Source organism: Kribbella sp. NPDC023855 (genome assembly GCF_040639475.1).
GTDB lineage: Bacteria > Actinomycetota > Actinomycetes > Propionibacteriales > Kribbellaceae > Kribbella.
Genome location: NZ_JBFAAA010000003.1, coordinates 140,005 through 155,983, shown reverse-complemented (window position 1 = coordinate 155,983; position 15,979 = coordinate 140,005). Strand labels below are relative to the sequence as shown.

Genomic DNA, 15,979 nt, shown 5'->3' with positions numbered 1-15,979 from the left:
GGTCGAAGGCGTGACTGGACCCGGACTGGTGATCTTCGACAACGACGGTGTGCTGGTGGATTCCGAGCGGCTGGCGAACGGGATCCTGGCCGAGCTGCTGACCGAGGCGGGGCTGCCGTACACGTTCGAGGAGACGGTCCGCGACTTCATGGGCGGCAGCATGGTGTCGATGCGGCAGAAGGCCGAGGCCAAGCTCGGGTCACCCTTGCCGGTCGATCTCGAGGACCGGTACCACGAGCGGCTGTTCGCCGGGTTCGCCGAGCTGCAACCGGTGCCCGGAGTCCGGGAGGTGCTGGATCGGCTGGATGCCGACGGCATCAGGTACTGCCTGGCCTCGTCGGGGACGCACCGGCGGATCCACACCGCGCTGACCACGGTCGGGTTCTGGGACCGGTTCGAGGGCCGGATCTTCAGCGCGGAAGACGTGGCGCACGGCAAGCCGGCCCCTGACCTCTTCCTGCACGCGACGAACACGATGGGCGTCAAACCGGCTGACTGCGTGGTGGTCGAGGACAGCCCGCTCGGCGTCGCCGCCGCCAATGCTGCCGGGATGCGCGTCTTCGGCTACGCCGCAATGACCGACCCCGCCAAACTCACCGAGGCGACCGCGGTTTTCCACAACATGACCGCCCTCCCGGGGCTCATCTCCGCCACCTGAGAGACTGGTAGGGCTATGTCAGAGCCTGGAGATCCCTCGAAGGTTCGTGCCGAAGCGGTCGTGGACCTCGGCGCGATCCGCCACAACGTGGCCGCGCTGCGGGCGCGGGCCGCCACCGCCCAGCTGATGACGGTGGTCAAGGCCGACGCGTACGGGCACGGGATGATCCCGGTCGCCCGGGCCGCGCGAGAGGCCGGCGCGGACTGGATCGGCGCGGCCGTGCTCGACGAGGCCCTCGCGCTGCGCGAAGCCGGCGACACCGGGCCGATCTTCTGCTGGCTGACCACACCGGGCGAGCCGCTCGAGCAGGCTATTGCCGCCGGCATCGACCTGTCCGCGTCCGCGCCCTGGGAGATCGACGAGATCGCCGCCGGGGTGGACGACCGGCCGGCCCGGGTGCACCTGAAGATCGACACCGGCATGAGCCGCGGGGGCGCAGTACCGGAGGACTGGCCCGACCTGATTCGGGCCGCGCTGGCGGAGGTCAGGACCGGGCGGATCGAGATCGCCGGGGTCTGGTCCCACCTCGCGTCGTCGGACGAACCGAAGAGCCCGGTGAACGAGTACCAGGTGGCGGCGTTCACCTCCGCCGTCGACGTGGTGGAGTCCTTCGGGATCGACCCGGGGCTGCGGCACCTGGCCAATTCGGGTGGCACGCTGGCGTTGCCGGAGACGCACTTCGATCTGGTCCGGCCCGGCATCGCGACGTACGGGCTGTCTCCGTTCGGGCACGAGATTCCGTCGGAGGAGCTCGGGCTGCGGCCGGCGATGACGTTGCGGGCGCGGTTCGCGATGGTGAAGCGGGTGCCGGCCGGCGTCGGCGTCTCGTACGGCCTGACCTGGACGGCGCCGAAGCCGTCGACGCTCGGACTGGTCCCACTCGGGTACGGCGACGGGCTGCCGCGGCACGCCTCGAACGGTGCGCCGGTCCAGGTCGCCGGCGAGCGTCGTACCATCGTCGGCCGGATCTGCATGGATCAGTGCGTGGTCAATCTCGAGGACGACCAGGCCGCCGCGGGCGACGAGGTCGTGCTGTTCGGCCCGGGTGTCGACGGGGAGCCGACCGCGGACGACTGGGCAGATGCGGCAGGAACCATCAGCTACGAGATCGTCACCCGGCTGGGCGCGCGCGTCCCCCGCCGGTACGTCGGCGGGAGGTGACCGGCATGGCAAAAGTGGGCCGCACTGCCGGCCTGATCGGCGCCGCGGTCGGAGTGCTCGCCGCAGGTGCGGCCGCCGGCGTCGCCGTCGAGCGGCAGCTGATCGGCCGGCGCTCGGGTCAGCGCGCGCAGCTGGAAGCCGAGCCGTTCGGTTCGCTGCGCGGTACGCCGCACGTCTTCACCGCCGACGACGGGGTCGAGCTGTACGTCGAGGTCGACGAGCTGAAGCGTTCCCGCCGTCCGGAGCCGCCCGCGAAGCGTGGACTCCGTCGCAAGGTGGTGAACCCGCCCGAAGACCTGACGCTGATCTTCCTGCACGGCTACGGGCTGAACATGGACTGCTGGCACTTCGAGCGCCGCGACCTGGCCGGGATCGGCACGATGGTCTTCTACGACCAGCGTTCGCACGGGCGGTCCGGGCGGTCGCCGAAGGAGAACGTCAGCATCGAGCAGCTCGGCCGCGACCTGTACGGGATCCTGGAGAAGTTCGCGCCGACCGGTCCGGTGATCCTGGTCGGGCACTCGATGGGCGGCATGTCGATCATGGCGCTGGCCGAGGCGCACCCGGAGCTGTTCGGCGACCGGGTGATCGGCGTCGGTCTGTGCTCGACCAGCGCGGGCGGGCTGGACCAGGTGCCGATCGCGCTGCCGGGCCGGATCGGGATGATGGTCCGGACGCTCGCCACCCCGACGGTGTCCGCGCTGGCCCGGATTCCCGATGTGGTCGAGCGCAGCCGCAAGGCGGGCACGGACATCAGCTACCTGCTGACCCGGAAGTACTCGTTCGGCTCCGAGGTGCCGCCGGCCTACACCGAGTTCGTCAACGAGATGATCGCCGCGACGCCGATCTCGGTGATCGCGGAGTTCTACCCGATCTTCGCGCTGCACGACAAGTACGGCGCGCTCGAGCCGCTGCAGAAGGTCGAGTGCGTGGTGATCGCCGGCGACAAGGACCACCTGACGCCGTTCGAGCACTCCGAGGAGATCGTCCGGCACGTGCCGGGAGCCGAACTGGTCGAGGTACCGAACTGCGGTCATCTCGGCCTGATCGAGCATCATCGTGAGTTCACCGCAGCCCTGCTCGGGATGATCGAGCGGGCCGAACTAGCCCTGGGACAGACATGACCGACCTGCACGTGGTGGACGCGACCGCGGAGCACGTGGACGAGATCGTCGCGGTGATCCACCACGCCTTCGCCGCCCGCCGCACCCTCGACCCGCCGTCCACCGCGCTGTCCGAGAATGCCTCCACCGTGGGCGACGCTGTCGCGCAGTACGGCGGACTGCTGGTGCGCATCGACGGCGAACCGGCGGGGGCGGTCCTGTACGAGGTCTCCGGCGACGTACTCGGCCTGCGCCGGGTGTCGGTGGATCCGCGCTTCCAAGGGCGTGGAGTCGCGTCGGCGATGGTCGGCTGCGCCGAGGACACCGCACGGGCGCGCGGGTTGCGACGGATCCAGTTGGTCGCTCGGGTGGAACTGCCCGACACGGTCGAGTTCTGGCGGCGGCGCGGGTACTCCGTGGTCGCTCGTGAGGGGCAGAACCTGATCTATGCGAAGGCGATGCCGATCTCGCTGACCGTCCCGACCGCGGACGACATGCGTGCGGCCGCTGAAGAGCTGGCGGGGCAGTTGCGGGCGGGCGACGTACTGGTCCTGTCGGGTGATCTCGGGGCCGGCAAGACGACGTTCACCCAAGGTCTCGGCGCGGGCTTGAAGGTGCGGGGCGACATCACTTCGCCCACCTTCGTCATCTCCCGCGTCCACCCGTCGCTGTCGGGTGGGCCGGCGTTGGTCCACGTCGACGCCTACCGCCTCGGCGGTTTCGCGGAACTCGACGACCTGGACCTGGACGCCAGCCTCGAAGAAGCAGTCACCGTCGTCGAATGGGGCCAAGGCCTCGCCGAAGCCCTGGCCCCCGACCGCCTCGACATCGTCGTCACCCGAGGCGACGACGACACCGACGAAACCCGCTCCCTGCGCATCACCCCAGCCGGCCCTCGCTGGGCAGAGTCGGGCATCCACCTCACCCCGCCGGCGGAGCCGGCTGGAGGGGCGGCGGCGGAGCCGCTAGGTGAGCAAGCGCCGGGCTCCTTCTCCACCACCGCGAGCGCCGCCGGAGGCGGCGCGATGCGGAGCGCCGGCGCTCCGCCGCAGGCAGCAGTTGATCCGGTGCTGGGCTCCTCTGCGCCTTCCCACCCCACCTCCTCCGCTTCAGCGGAGCCGGAGCGGAGCTGACCATGCTGCTTGCATTTGATACGTCCAGTGCTGCTGTGACGGTTGCCTTGGCTGATCCGATCAGTGGGGCGACGATCGCCTCGTCGTCGACCGTGGATGCGTTGCGGCATGGGGAGTTGCTGGCGCCTGCGATTGCGGAGGCGTTGGAGACTGCTGGATGCCGGCCGGGCGATCTCACGAAGATCGCCGTGGGGGTTGGTCCAGGACCGTTCACCGGGTTGCGGGTCGGGTTGGTGACCGCGCGCACGATGGCCGAAGTGCTCGGGATCGAGGTCGCTGGGGTCTGCAGTCTCGACATCCTCGCGCGGCAGTCGTCACTGAGCCTGCCCCTCGCCGTCGCGACTGACGCGCGCCGCAAGGAGATCTACTGGGCCCTGTACGACGGCCCCGCGGCTGACGGCAGCCGTCGACGCCTGGAAGGACCAGCCGTGGACCGCCCGGCCGAGGTCGCGCAGATGCTGTCCGGCGTGCCGGTGATCGGCCGCGGCGCGGTCTTGTACGCCGAGGCGCTCGCGCTCGAGTCCAGCGACGTGATCGAGTACCCGTCGGCCGAAGTACTGGCTCTCGGCGTAGCGACCGGGACGTTGCCCGTGGTCGCGCCGGACCCGCTGTATCTGCGGCGCCCCGACGTCACGATGTCCGGCGGACCCAAGAGCGTGCTGCCCAAGTGAGACCTGCGATCCGTCCGGCCGTCGCGAAAGACCTCGATGCTCTCGTGGCGCTGGACCGCGTCTGCTTCGGCGCTTCGGCGTGGAGTGCCTCGGCATGGCGCAACGAGTTCGCCCGGCTGGAGACCGACCGCGTCGTGCTGGTCGCCGACGAAGGGGTCGCGGTCGGGTACGTCGTACTGCTGGTCCCGTCGGCAGTTGAGGACCCGGTCGAGTTGCTGCGCGTCGCGGTCGAGCCGGCGCAGCGGCGTACCGGGATCGGCGGGCAGTTGATGACGGCGGCGTTGCAGCGCTGCGCCGGGCGGGTCGTGTTGTTGGAAGTTGCTGCAGGCAACAAATCGGCGGAGGCGCTGTACCGTGGCTTCGGCTTCGGGGAGATCAGCCGGCGGCGCGGGTACTACGCCGGTGGCGAGGACGCGGTCGTGATGCGATGGCAGGAGGACCATGAGTGACAACGAGCCCCTGATCCTGGGGATCGAGACGTCGTGCGACGAGACCGGGGTCGGCATCGTCCGCGGGCAGACACTGCTCGCCGACGCGATCGCCTCCAGTGTCGAGGAGCACGCCAGGTTCGGTGGCGTCGTCCCCGAGGTCGCCAGTCGCGCGCACCTCGAGGCGATGGTGCCGACCATCCGGCGCGCCTGCGAGACCGCGGGGATCAAGCCGTCCGACGTGGACGCGATCGCGGTCACCAGCGGGCCCGGCCTGGCCGGCGCACTGCTGGTCGGCGTCGCCGCGGCCAAGGGACTCGCGCTCTCCCTCGAGAAGCCCCTGTACGGCGTGAACCACCTCGCCGCGCACGTCGCGGTCGACACCCTCGAACACGGTGACATCCCCAAGGGCGCGATCGCGATGCTCGTCTCCGGCGGTCACTCGTCGCTGCTCGCGGTCGAGGACATCACGGTCGGCGTCGAGCCGATGGGTGCGACCATCGACGACGCGGCCGGCGAGGCCTTCGACAAGGTCGCGCGGGTGCTCGGCCTGCCGTTCCCCGGAGGTCCATATATCGACAAGGCGGCACGGGACGGCTGGGACGCGCTGTACGTGAAGTTCCCGCGCGGGCTGACCAGCCAGCGGGATCTGGAGCGGCATCGCTTCGACTTCTCCTTCTCCGGTTTGAAGACAGCCGTCGCCCGGTGGGTCGAGGCGAAGCGGCGCGATGGCGAGGACGTCCCGGTGAACCACGTGGCGGCCGCCTTCCAGGAGGCGGTCTGCGATGTGCTGGTCCGCAAGGCGATCGACGCCTGCAAGGACCGCGGCTACGAGCACCTGCTGATCGGCGGTGGGGTCGCGGCGAACTCCCGGCTGCGCGCGATGGCCGAGGAGCGTTGCTCGGCGGCCGGCATCGCAGTACGGGTTCCGCGGCCGGGGTTGTGCACGGACAACGGCGCGATGGTGGCGGCGCTCGGTTCGGAGTTGGTTCGGGCCGGGAAGACACCGTCGCCGTTGGGCCTGCCGGCCGATTCGTCCATGCCGATCACGACGGTCCTGAACTGATGCGGTGGGAACACCCCGGCGGTTTCGTGGCCGACGACGATCCCGCGCGGATCGATCTCGACGTGGTGCACGGGTTCATCAGTACGTCGTACTGGGCGGCGGGCATCCCGCGCGACCTGATGGCGAAGGCGATCGCGAACAGCCTGAACGTCGGGGTCTACGCCGCTGATGGTGCCCAGGTCGCCTACGCGCGGGCGGCGACGGACCGAGCCACCTTCGCCTGGATCGCCGACGTGTTCGTGCTGGAGTCGCATCGCGGACACGGGCTCGGCAAGTTCGTCGTGTCGACGTTGCTGGAGCACCCGGAACTGCAAGGCCTGCGGCGGACGATGCTGGCGACGCTGGACGCGCACGGGCTCTACCGGTCGTACGGGTTCGAGGATCTGGCTGATCCGAGTAGGTTCCTGGTCGTCCAGCAGGCCCCGGCGACCTTGTACGGCAGCCCGTCGTGAGTACTGCGGCGGCCACGGCCTTTCCCCGGATCGACCTGCTGGTGGCGCCGCGCGATGCGACAGAGCTCGTGCTGCTCGCGCACGGCGGCCAGGAGACCTCCGTCGACCCGGCAGGCGCCTGGCGAGGGGCGATCCTGCGGATGTGGTCCTTCGTCCCGGCCGCTCGCGCCGGTGCACCTAAAGCTGCGATCGGGCTGATGCGCTACCGCTACCGCGGCTGGAACGGCGACGCGGCGGATCCGGTCGCGGATCTCCGGATGGTGCTGGACCAGTTGCCGTCGCGCATCACCCGGGTGCTCCTGATCGGTCACTCCCTCGGCGGCCGCGCGGTTGTTGCTGCTGGCAACCATCCGCTGGTCGCCGGTGTGCTCGCCCTCGCCCCCTGGCTGCCGGGCGGCGAACCGCTGGTGGCACTGCGCGGCCCGGTCGTCTTCGCGCACGGAACCGACGACCGCATCACCTCGCCGGCCCAGACCGCGGCCTACGCCAAACGGCTGCGCGCGTCCGGCGTACCGGTCGCTCTGTTCGCCGTCGACGGTGACAACCACACGATGCTCAAACGCAGTCCGGACTGGAACGCCCTGGTTCGCGACTTCACCGCGGGTGCGACGGCCGGCCTCAGTCTCGAGACCGACCGGATCGACCGGCTCCCGCACTCGAAGCACCCCGACAGCACGCGGCGCGGAGTACTGGACATCGCGAAGGCCCGGCTGCGCTACCGCAGCCGCCCTCGTTTCTCATGAAGTTAGTGGCGGGCTCCTGACCGGGACAGCAGCAACAGACGCAGCACCTCGTCCGTCGGCGAGCCGGTCAGGAGCCCGCTCGTGGGATCGATCATATGTTCGAATCCAGTGTGAGCGCAAGTCGGCGGCAGGAGTACGCGACCGCGTCCCGGCCGATCCGGGTGACGATCAGGGTCGCGCTGGCGGAGCCCTTGGGTGACAGCTTCTTGCGCAGTACGGCGGGATCGAAATCCACCCCGCGCTTCTTGATCTCCAGCGTCCCGATGTCCTGCGCGCGGACCCAGGACCGCAGCGCCTTCTCCTTGTAGGGCAGCTCTTCGACCACCTCGTACGCCGAAGCCAGCGGGGTCGCCACCGGGCTGTCGCCGCTGACGTACGCGATCCGCGGATCGAGAAGCCACCCGTCGACGGCCTCGGCCACTGCTGTGACCAGCCCGGCCCGGACGACGGCTCCGTCGGGTTCGTAGATGTACCGGCCGACCGGGGCGCACTCGGCCTCGGGTGCTGACGTCACTGTCGCACCACTGGGCAGGAGGGTCGCGCGGCGCGTAGTACCGGCGTAGAGCTTGCCTGACCACAGTGCTGCTTCTTTGACCTCGCCGGCGTCGCTGACCCACTCCGCCTCGACGCCGTCCGGCACAGCCTCGTGGGGGATGCCAGGGGCGACCTTCACGCAGGCAGTGTCTGACAGCAGAGCAGTGATGAACGACCAGGGTGGTGAGTAGGCGTTGTGGTCGAACACCCGCTTCCCATCCGCCCGCCGGGCCGGATCAGCAAACACCACCTCGTACTGCGAGACGTCCTGCTCCTCCGCGTCTCCGACCAGCACCTCTCCCGGCAGCTCTAGCGCGGCAAGGTTGGCCCGGGCCGCAGCGGCTGTCGCGGGATCACGCTCGACGCCAGTGACTCGCAACCCGGCCCGGGCCGCGCTGATCAGGTCGCCACCGATCCCGCAGCCCAGGTCGACCACTGTCGCGTTCGGGAGTGTGCGGGCGATGCGCGCGGCCCGGTGTACTCCGACTGCTGTCCTCGTGGCCTGCTCCAGGCCATCTGGCGTGAAGTACATCCGTGCTGCGTCTGCTCCGAACTTGGCGACCGCCCGGTGGCGCAGTGACGCCTGCGTGACCGCGGCGGTCACCACAGGAGCGTCGTACCGGCGTCTGAGCTTCTCGACCAGGCGTAGCTCGCCTCCAGGGGTGTAACCGGCGCAGGCCTCAGCCAGTACAGCGGCTCCGGCCGGCGCCAGTAACAGCGAGATCGCGTCAGGTGTCACCAGGCACAGTCTGCCCGGCGGCTCAGATCGGGCTGGAGCAGGTCTTGCTCCAGGCGTGCTTGTGCAGGGAGTAGAGGCGCCAGTTCATCGCTGATCGGGTCTTCGGGCCGTAGATGCCGTCAACGGTGACCTTGTGCCGGCGCTGAACGTTCTGCACGGCGGCGCGCGTCTTGCTGCCGTACTTGCCGTCGACGACCAGCTTGCTGCCGTAGCAGTAGTTCAGGTTGCGCTGCAGGGCCTTGATGGCCGAGGCCGGGTCTCCGACGTAGTCCGGGCCGTAGCGGCGCGGCATGTCGCCGTACTTCAGGTTGCAAGTGGTGGAGGCGTCTTCCCAGCCGCCCGGCACCTGCACGGCCCAGCCCCTGCCGACTGGCTTCATCAGCGCTGACAGGCACTGCTCCAGCCCCTGGGTCCTGGCCGGTGCGGCCTGCGCCGTCGTCGTTGCCACCACGGCGCCACTGACGGCCAGTACTGCCGTCGCGCCGACGGAGATTGCGGTACGTAGATATCCCATGGTCATCCCCTTGAGTCTTCCGTTCCCCGACCGGGATCGTTGCTCGGTAGGACGGCCCTGGGTGGGCAATTGTTCGTTGGCAGGGGGTTGCAACTGTCAGAGCGGGCTGGAGCAGGCCTTGCTCCAGGTGTTGGTCCTGGTGGAGAACAGGCGCCAGTTCATTGCCGAGCGGGTCTTGGGGCCGTAGATGCCGTCAACGGCCAGCCCGTGGCGCTTCTGGACCGCCCGGATCACCCCACGGGTGTTGCTGCCGTAGACGCCGTCCACTGTGAGCTTGTAGCCGTAGCAGTAGTTCAGGTTGCGCTGCAGGGTCCGGATGGCGGTGTCTGGGTCGCCTCTGCGGGACGTGGTCCGGTACGGGTCGTCGCCGTACATGAGGTTGCAGGTGGTGCTCGTGCTGTTCCATACCGACGGAAGCGGGATGCCCCAGCCGGTTCTGCCGACAGGCACCAGGCGGGCCGTCAAGCACTGCGGTGTCGCGGCTGCTGCCTGTGCCTCCGCGACGGTCCGCTTTGCCGTGGTGTCCTGAGCCGGCCTGACCAGTAGGGGAGCTGCTGGGGGCGCTCCGCCGCCTGGAGCCGGTGCGGCCTGGCCCGGGCCGTCGGGCGAGGAGTTGTGGAGACCGTTGGCCGCCAGGCCGGCGACGACGAACGGGCTGACCGCGAGCGTGGCGAGGACGACGCCCTTGCGGGAGGCGAGCTTCGGGAGGGCCGGCTTCGGCAGGGACGGGAGACGGAGGGCCATGGTTCTCTCCTCGAGCAGTCGATCCCGGGGCGGACCGGGAACCTACAGACACGACGGTCCCATGCGGAGGCCGGGTTCGCCCAGACCTCGGTGGCGGAAAGCGGCCGGGCGGTCACAGCCGGTGCGGCGCTGCGCCGAGAGCGAGAATCTGGCACTCGAGTTGACCGAGTGCTAATCGCGGCCTAGATTCGGTATTGGCACTCTCCACCCGAGGGTGCCAGCGACCGGCCTCTGATCCCCGCGACGGCAGAGGCGAACGGCCGCTCGCAGCACCCTTGAGAACACACAAAGAACTCGACCGTGGAGGTCAGCAAGTGTCGGTCACGATCAAGCCGCTCGAGGACCGTATCCTCGTTGCGCCGCTCGAAGCCGAGCAGACCACGAAGTCCGGCCTGGTGATCCCGGACACCGCCAAGGAGAAGCCGCAGGAGGGCGAGATCCTCGCCGTCGGCCCCGGCCGCATCGACGACAACGGCAACCGCGTCCCGCTGGACGTCAGCGTCGGCGACAAGGTCATCTACTCCAAGTACGGCGGCACCGAGGTCAAGTACGACGGCCAGGACTACCTGATCCTGGGCGCCCGCGACATCCTCGCAGTCGTCACCAAGTGACGTCGGAGCGTGCTCCCCGGCTCCGGGCCTGGAGTGCGCTCTTCGTTCGCTGTTCCTGACTGACACCGCTCCGGTGCCGCACGCCGGCGCCGGGGCGGAGTCGGTCCGGGACCGCGAACACCATTGTTGAAACTCAGAGAGGGACTTGTTTTTATGCCGAAGATCCTCGAGTTCGACGAGAACGCGCGGCGCGCGCTGGAGCGCGGCGTCGACAAGCTCGCGAACACGGTGAAGGTGACGCTGGGGCCCAAGGGCCGCTACGTCGTGCTGGACAAGAAGTGGGGCGCGCCGACCATCACCAACGACGGTGTCACCGTCGCCCGTGAGGTCGAGCTCGACGACCCGTTCGAGAACCTCGGTGCGCAGCTGTGCAAGGAGGTTGCCACCAAGACCAACGACATCGCCGGTGACGGTACGACCACCGCGACCGTGCTGGCGCAGGCACTGGTGCACGAGGGCCTGCGGGCCGTCGCCGCCGGGGTCAACCCGATGGGCCTGAAGAAGGGCATCGAGGCGGCTGTCGAGGCCGTGTCGGCCAAGCTGGTCGAGACCGCCCGCCCGGTCGACGACAAGGGCGACATGGCCCACGTCGCCACCATCTCCGCCCGTGACGCCGAGATCGGTTCGCTGATCGCCGAGGCGTTCGACAAGGTCGGCAAGGACGGCGTCATCACCGTCGAGGAGTCGAACACCTTCGGCACCGAGCTGGACTTCACCGAGGGCATGCAGTTCGACAAGGGCTACATCTCGCCCTACTTCATCACCGACGCCGAGGCCGGCGAAGCGGTGCTGGACGACCCGTACATCCTGATCAACCAGGGCAAGATCTCCGCCGTGGCGGACCTGCTGCCGCTGCTGGAGAAGGTCGTGCAGTCCGGCAAGACGCTGCTGATCATCGCCGAGGACGTCGAGGGCGAGGCGCTGTCGACGCTGGTCGTGAACAAGATCCGCGGCAACTTCACCTCCGTCGCCGTCAAGGCGCCGGGCTTCGGTGACCGCCGCAAGGCGATGCTGGAGGACCTGGCGGCCCTCACCGGCGCCCAGGTGATCGCTCCCGAGGTCGGCCTCAAGCTGGACCAGGTCGGTCTCGAGGTGCTCGGCACCGCCCGCCGGATCGTCGTCACCAAGGACAACACCACCGTTGTCGAAGGTGCCGGCAAGACCGACGAGATCGAGGCCCGGGTCAACCAGATCAAGGCCGAGATCGAGCGCACCGACTCCGACTGGGACCGCGAGAAGCTGCAGGAGCGGCTGGCGAAGCTGGCCGGTGGCGTCTGCGTGATCAAGGTCGGCGCGGCCACCGAGGTCGAGCTGAAGGAGAAGAAGCACCGGATCGAGGACGCGGTGTCCGCGACCCGTGCGGCCATCGAGGAGGGCATCGTCGCCGGTGGCGGCTCCGCGCTCGTCCACGCCGCCGCGGTGCTCGACAACGGCCTGGACCTGGAGGGCGACGAGCTCGCCGGTGTCCGGATCGTCCGCAAGGCGATCGTCGAGCCGCTGCGCTGGATCGCCGAGAACGGTGGCTACGAGGGCTACGTCGTGACCGCCAAGGTCGCGGAGCTCGAGGTCGGCAGCGGCTTCAACGCCGCCACCGGTGAGTACGGCGACCTGCTCGCCCAGGGTGTCCTGGACCCGGTCAAGGTGACGCGCTCCGCGCTCGCCAACGCCGGCTCCATCGCCGCTCTGCTCCTCACCACGGAGACGCTGATCGTCGACAAGCCCGAAGAAGAAGAGCCCGCCGCAGCCGGTCACGGCCACGGCCACGGTCACTGATTCTTCGTTCTCCCCGCACCACCAGAACTGCCCGGCAGACTCACCGTCTGCCGGGCAGTTCCGCGTTCCGACGAGCCTGCCCAGCCGTACTGTCCGGGCATGAAGTACTGCTGCGAGTACGCCTACCGGTGTCCTGAGCGCGCCGCGGTCGCTTGCTACGTGCACGGCGGCGCGGACCCGTGCTGCTCGGACGAGGCTGCGCACACCTGCCTGCGGGACATGTACGGCAGCGAAGACGGCCTGATGTTCGGCGACGGCTTCCAGTGCCTACGCTGCGGCAACTACGAGCTGGTCGGTATGGAGCACGAGCCGGCGAGTGAGCCTGGGTTTCCGCGGCGGCAGGGGCTCCCGCGTGAGCACTGGTTCGAGGTGCCGGAGGAGGTCGAGCTGGTCGTCTTCTCGGTCGAGGAAGTCTTCGACATCGCGGCCCGCGGCGGCCTGCTGGTCGTCGGCGAACTCGCCAGCGGCAAGATCGGACCAGGCACCGTACTCCGAACCGCCGACGGCCGCCCGGTCACAGTCCTCGGCCTCGAGTTTCCCCCCAGACGACCCGGCGGCCGACCACCCGAAGACGGCACAGCCCAACGGCTGACCCTCCTCGTCGATCGCGCCGATGCACCCCCGCTCGGAGCGGGCGCAGTACTGACTTCCTGAGCGATTTACGTAGCCAGGCTGCTAGTACCTCAGCGCGGTGAAGCCGTCGATCCAGGCGTACGCCGAACTCGCCGAGACGATCGAGACCGTGCCGGATGCGTACGGCGTGACCGGCAGATAGTAGGTCCGTCGGCTCCAACTGGTCGCGGCGAGCGAGATCCGGCCGAGCTTGCGGCCCGCATGCCAGATGTCGACAGCGCCCTGACCCGGTCCGCTCAAGGCAACCACGGCGATCCGGTTGCCGACCTGGCCGGTCCGGTAGAGGCCCGCACCCGGCTTGTTCAGCCGCGAAGCGGTGCCGTAGATGCCCATCTTGGTGGTGGCCCTGGTCACCGAGCCGACCATGCTCAGTGAGCGGTCGTCGAGTGGTAGCGACGTGCAGACCGGGGACGACCATGCGGACAGGTTTCCGGCAGCGTCGCGGGCACGCACCATGAAGCAGGTGTCGGAGCCGCCGGCAACGGTCATCGAGACCGATGTCGTCCGCATCTTCTGCCAGCCGGCTGGGAACACCCACTGCCCGAGCGAGCGACCGGCCGGCGCGGTCCGGTACACCACGTCGTACGTGCTCAGCTGGGTGTTGTCCCGATACAAGAAGCGGAAGTTCACCGCCGACGTGTAGCGGACCCGGTCCACGGCAGAGATGAGGGACAGCCTCGGCGGCGTCGCATCGACCTGGGTGCAGTACGACGCGCTCCACGGGCTGACGTTCCCGATCTTGTCTTTGGCGCGCACCTGGAAACAGGTGTCCACGCCAGGCTTGGCCGTGATGGTCACCCGGGCCTCTGACGTCGCCTGCTCCGTCCAGTCGCCGTAGGTGCCGCTTGTCCCGGTGCGCTGCTGGAAACGGACGTCGTACGACGAAACGCCGCTGGCGGGCTCGGTCTCGGAGGTCGGGTCGGTGTATGCGTAGCCGAAGCTGATCGACTGGGTTGGTGACGTCCGGGGACCGGCTGTAGCCGAGGTCAGTGTCGGCGCGGTCTGGTCGGTCCTGATGGTCGGAGGCGCCGGCTTGAGCCAGTCGACCTTGGCGACGCGCACCTGTTCGGCTTGGTCGATGTAGGCGAACCGCGGGTCACCCGCGCCGGCCTCGGCGATGATCCTTCGAACGTCGCGCCAGCCTTCGACGGAAACGTACCCATAGCTGCGATGCGGTGCCTGCGGGTCGTTCAGATCGGTGACGAGCAACTCCGGCGGGATGCCGGGCGAGAACGCGAGCGACGCGATGAAGCCGTCGCCGAGCACCCAATGGCGACCGACCGCCGGGGTCCGGTTCGGCACCACACCGAGCAGGTCGACCACTACACCGCAGTACGTCGCCCAGCGACCGGCAACCCTGAGTCCCTGGTCGGACGAGCAGCTCTGCTGCGGGAAAGTTGCCTGGACTTTCTTGGTCCGACCGGTGCTGGTGTCCTTGCCGGCCAAAGTGCCGGTGCTGTCCGGTCCCGTCCATACCCAGGTGCCATCTATGGCGGTGTTGAACGAGCCCTTGATGACCGCATCGACCCGTTCGCCGGTCCGTGCATCCTGGAGAACGTTCCCCATGCCTTGGTCGTAGGCGATGAGCAGTCGGCCGCCCCGCCCGAGCCGGAGGCTCAGGAACCCTGGAATCTCGCGGTGACCACCTGGCCACGAGACTACGTAGACCGCCTCCGTGTAATCGCCCGGAGGCTTCCGCTGCGTTGTTACCAGCACGTCGCCGGAAAGCTGAAACGACTCTTCCGGGCGCTGCAGGCCCGGAATCGACGTCCTCGGTGGGGTCCATTCGGCGCCGGCGGCCGTCGTGATCTCGGACATCGGGATGTCGTTGAACGGTAGAGAAGCCGACCACGATGCGACCACCCGGTCTCCGGACATGCCAACGCTCCAAGCCAGCTCCCGTGCTCTGGGCAGTGGCACCACCTCACGGCGAGCGCCGTCACCTGACAGGAGGTCGATCGACGTCGGCCGTGCGACCCGGAACGTACCGTCGTCGAGTGCGGTGCCGCCGCGGGCGTCGGTCAGCAGGGGCTCGCTCACGGTGCCGTCCGCTGCCGCGATCCGCCGTACCTCGAGTTGGTAGTCGGCAGTTTTCTTGTGCAGCACCAAAAGGTCGTCCGCCAGGGTCTGCAGATCCTCCGTGAACGCTACGTCGACGGTCCCGGTCGCCTGACCGGCCCGGTCGGCCCACGCCACCTGCTGGCCGCTCGTGGTCGCTCCGGTACGCCAGAAGACCCGGCCGGGGGTCAGCGCCGCCCACTCCGGAGACACCGTCGCGACCGTCTGGCTGCTGCCGGTCTGTACGTCGATCAGCCGCAGGTCCTCTGATGTCGTCACGAGCAGGTAGCGCTCATCCTGGTCCACACAGGAAAAGGACCCGGTCGGCAGATTGGCCAGCTCCCGCTTGGCTCCGTCCGGCTGATAGATCCAGACGTGCTGCTCCTCGTCGTCCGCCGTCGCATAAATGGCGCCTACCTCATGCAGGCAGTACGCCCAACCCGGGAGGGCCGCGGTGCCTTTCGACTTCGATGTCGCGGGATCGATGTAGTCGTAGCTCCACTGGCCCGCATTGTTGTTCGTCGACCGGACGACGTACTTTCCGGCCATCGTCGGGCCGACGTGCTCCGAGCTGATGTCGGACATCACGATGCGTCCATCGGCCATGCTTGCGATTTGCCAGTTCTTGTTGCTGTCGCCGCTCCAGGGGTCCTGCTGGTACGCGAAGTACTCACCCGAGGTGCCGAGCGTGGTGAACGGATGCGGATCGTCGTTCCACAGCGGAGCCAGCAGTTCACCCTGCTCGGCGGCGATGGCCGCCGCGGCTGGACTGGAACGGAAAATTGCCAGGGGGACAGTCACGGCTCCTGCAGCGATCACAGCCGCGCTGACGAGACCGGCAAGGACGACACGCGGGCGGCGCATCAGGACTCCTGTCGTTCGGGGGACCCGCGAGTTATAGCAGCGCCGAACGACAGCGGCCAGATCAGTTGCAGCATGTTGCATCGGCCGTGCTCAC

At 68.9% G+C, this 15,979-nt stretch carries 16 protein-coding genes; 12 read left to right on the top strand and 4 right to left on the bottom strand.

Translation table 11 applies throughout. From position 1 onward, the window contains the following. Positions 1 to 10 precede the first annotated feature (10 nt). From AB0F51_RS11435 to AB0F51_RS11395, 9 genes are read left to right on the top strand one after another with little or no spacing between them, the layout of a single operon-like run. Positions 11 to 658, top strand: coding sequence for an HAD family phosphatase (locus AB0F51_RS11435; protein WP_360277692.1), 648 nt, complete (start codon positions 11 to 13; stop codon positions 656 to 658). Between the two features lie 15 nt (positions 659 to 673). Beyond that, complete coding sequence (gene alr / locus AB0F51_RS11430) at positions 674 to 1,819, top strand: alanine racemase (RefSeq protein ID WP_360277689.1); 1,146 nt, start codon at positions 674 to 676, stop codon at positions 1,817 to 1,819. A gap of 5 nt (positions 1,820 to 1,824) precedes the next feature. After that, positions 1,825 to 2,943: an alpha/beta hydrolase gene (locus AB0F51_RS11425; protein WP_360277687.1), complete on the top strand. Its 1,119-nt coding sequence runs from the start codon at positions 1,825 to 1,827 to the stop codon at positions 2,941 to 2,943. Next, a complete protein-coding gene (gene tsaE / locus AB0F51_RS11420; protein ID WP_360277684.1) occupies positions 2,940 to 4,055 on the top strand; it encodes a tRNA (adenosine(37)-N6)-threonylcarbamoyltransferase complex ATPase subunit type 1 TsaE in 1,116 nt (371 codons plus the stop codon). Before AB0F51_RS11425 ends, tsaE begins: the two co-directional genes overlap by 4 nt. Before the next feature lie 2 nt (positions 4,056 to 4,057). Beyond that, on the top strand, positions 4,058 to 4,726 hold the full coding sequence (gene tsaB / locus AB0F51_RS11415; protein WP_360277682.1) for a tRNA (adenosine(37)-N6)-threonylcarbamoyltransferase complex dimerization subunit type 1 TsaB: 669 nt from the start codon (positions 4,058 to 4,060) through the stop codon (positions 4,724 to 4,726). Continuing rightward, entirely contained in the window at positions 4,723 to 5,175 is a 453-nt protein-coding gene (locus AB0F51_RS11410; protein ID WP_360277679.1) for a GNAT family N-acetyltransferase, read from the top strand. Before tsaB ends, AB0F51_RS11410 begins: the two co-directional genes overlap by 4 nt. After that, positions 5,168 to 6,220 carry a tRNA (adenosine(37)-N6)-threonylcarbamoyltransferase complex transferase subunit TsaD gene (gene tsaD / locus AB0F51_RS11405; RefSeq protein WP_360277676.1) on the top strand — a complete coding sequence of 351 codons (1,053 nt, stop codon included), beginning with the start codon at positions 5,168 to 5,170 and terminating at the stop codon, positions 6,218 to 6,220. The genes AB0F51_RS11410 and tsaD overlap by 8 nt, the downstream gene beginning before the upstream one ends. Then, positions 6,220 to 6,672 (top strand): GNAT family N-acetyltransferase, encoded by a 453-nt coding sequence (locus AB0F51_RS11400; protein WP_360277673.1) that lies wholly within the window; start codon positions 6,220 to 6,222, stop codon positions 6,670 to 6,672. Before tsaD ends, AB0F51_RS11400 begins: the two co-directional genes overlap by 1 nt. After that, complete coding sequence (locus AB0F51_RS11395; RefSeq protein ID WP_360277670.1) at positions 6,669 to 7,415, top strand: alpha/beta fold hydrolase; 747 nt, start codon at positions 6,669 to 6,671, stop codon at positions 7,413 to 7,415. Before AB0F51_RS11400 ends, AB0F51_RS11395 begins: the two co-directional genes overlap by 4 nt. A 91-nt stretch (positions 7,416 to 7,506) precedes the next feature. On the opposite strand, the gene AB0F51_RS11390 is transcribed toward AB0F51_RS11395, so the two are convergent. The 3 genes from AB0F51_RS11390 to AB0F51_RS11380 all read right to left on the bottom strand — a co-directional run bounded on the left by AB0F51_RS11390 (position 7,507) and on the right by AB0F51_RS11380 (position 9,946). Beyond that, a complete protein-coding gene (locus tag AB0F51_RS11390; protein ID WP_360277667.1) occupies positions 7,507 to 8,688 on the bottom strand; it encodes a class I SAM-dependent methyltransferase in 1,182 nt (393 codons plus the stop codon). Between the two features lie 22 nt (positions 8,689 to 8,710). After that, positions 8,711 to 9,208, bottom strand: a complete 498-nt coding sequence (locus tag AB0F51_RS11385) for a peptidoglycan-binding domain-containing protein (RefSeq protein ID WP_360277664.1) — start codon at positions 9,206 to 9,208, stop codon at positions 8,711 to 8,713. A 90-nt stretch (positions 9,209 to 9,298) separates the two neighbouring features. Beyond that, positions 9,299 to 9,946 (bottom strand): peptidoglycan-binding domain-containing protein, encoded by a 648-nt coding sequence (locus AB0F51_RS11380; protein ID WP_360277661.1) that lies wholly within the window; start codon positions 9,944 to 9,946, stop codon positions 9,299 to 9,301. A gap of 314 nt (positions 9,947 to 10,260) precedes the next feature. Here AB0F51_RS11380 and groES point away from each other — a divergent pair, with 314 nt between their 5' ends. The 3 genes from groES to AB0F51_RS11365 all read left to right on the top strand — a co-directional run bounded on the left by groES (position 10,261) and on the right by AB0F51_RS11365 (position 12,984). Beyond that, the gene (gene groES / locus AB0F51_RS11375; RefSeq protein ID WP_328329211.1) at positions 10,261 to 10,557 is read left to right on the top strand and encodes a co-chaperone GroES; all 297 of its coding nucleotides are present in this window, start codon (positions 10,261 to 10,263) and stop codon (positions 10,555 to 10,557) included. A gap of 153 nt (positions 10,558 to 10,710) precedes the next feature. After that, positions 10,711 to 12,330, top strand: a complete 1,620-nt coding sequence (groL, locus tag AB0F51_RS11370; protein ID WP_360277658.1) for a chaperonin GroEL — start codon at positions 10,711 to 10,713, stop codon at positions 12,328 to 12,330. Positions 12,331 to 12,429: 99 nt separating this feature from the next. Beyond that, entirely contained in the window at positions 12,430 to 12,984 is a 555-nt protein-coding gene (locus AB0F51_RS11365; protein ID WP_360277655.1) for a hypothetical protein, read from the top strand. Between the two features lie 21 nt (positions 12,985 to 13,005). Here the strand turns inward: AB0F51_RS11365 and AB0F51_RS11360 are convergent, their stop codons facing one another. Continuing rightward, a complete protein-coding gene (locus AB0F51_RS11360) occupies positions 13,006 to 15,885 on the bottom strand; it encodes a hypothetical protein (RefSeq protein WP_360277652.1) in 2,880 nt (959 codons plus the stop codon). Positions 15,886 to 15,979: the final 94 nt, after the last annotated feature.

Bases quoted from the DNA above. Each gene is read 5' to 3' on its own strand.
- AB0F51_RS11385 (WP_360277664.1), bottom strand. From the start codon at position 9,208: ATGACCATGGGATATCTACGTACCGCAATCTCCGTCGGCGCGACGGCA.
- tsaE (WP_360277684.1), top strand. From the start codon at position 2,940: ATGACCGACCTGCACGTGGTGGACGCGACCGCGGAGCACGTGGACGAG.
- AB0F51_RS11400 (WP_360277673.1), top strand. From the start codon at position 6,220: ATGCGGTGGGAACACCCCGGCGGTTTCGTGGCCGACGACGATCCCGCG.
- AB0F51_RS11365 (WP_360277655.1), top strand. From the start codon at position 12,430: ATGAAGTACTGCTGCGAGTACGCCTACCGGTGTCCTGAGCGCGCCGCG.
- groL (WP_360277658.1), top strand. From the start codon at position 10,711: ATGCCGAAGATCCTCGAGTTCGACGAGAACGCGCGGCGCGCGCTGGAG.
- AB0F51_RS11360 (WP_360277652.1), bottom strand. From the start codon at position 15,885: ATGCGCCGCCCGCGTGTCGTCCTTGCCGGTCTCGTCAGCGCGGCTGTG.
- alr (WP_360277689.1), top strand. From the start codon at position 674: ATGTCAGAGCCTGGAGATCCCTCGAAGGTTCGTGCCGAAGCGGTCGTG.
- tsaB (WP_360277682.1), top strand. From the start codon at position 4,058: ATGCTGCTTGCATTTGATACGTCCAGTGCTGCTGTGACGGTTGCCTTG.
- AB0F51_RS11425 (WP_360277687.1), top strand. From the start codon at position 1,825: ATGGCAAAAGTGGGCCGCACTGCCGGCCTGATCGGCGCCGCGGTCGGA.
- AB0F51_RS11380 (WP_360277661.1), bottom strand. From the start codon at position 9,946: ATGGCCCTCCGTCTCCCGTCCCTGCCGAAGCCGGCCCTCCCGAAGCTC.
- tsaD (WP_360277676.1), top strand. From the start codon at position 5,168: ATGAGTGACAACGAGCCCCTGATCCTGGGGATCGAGACGTCGTGCGAC.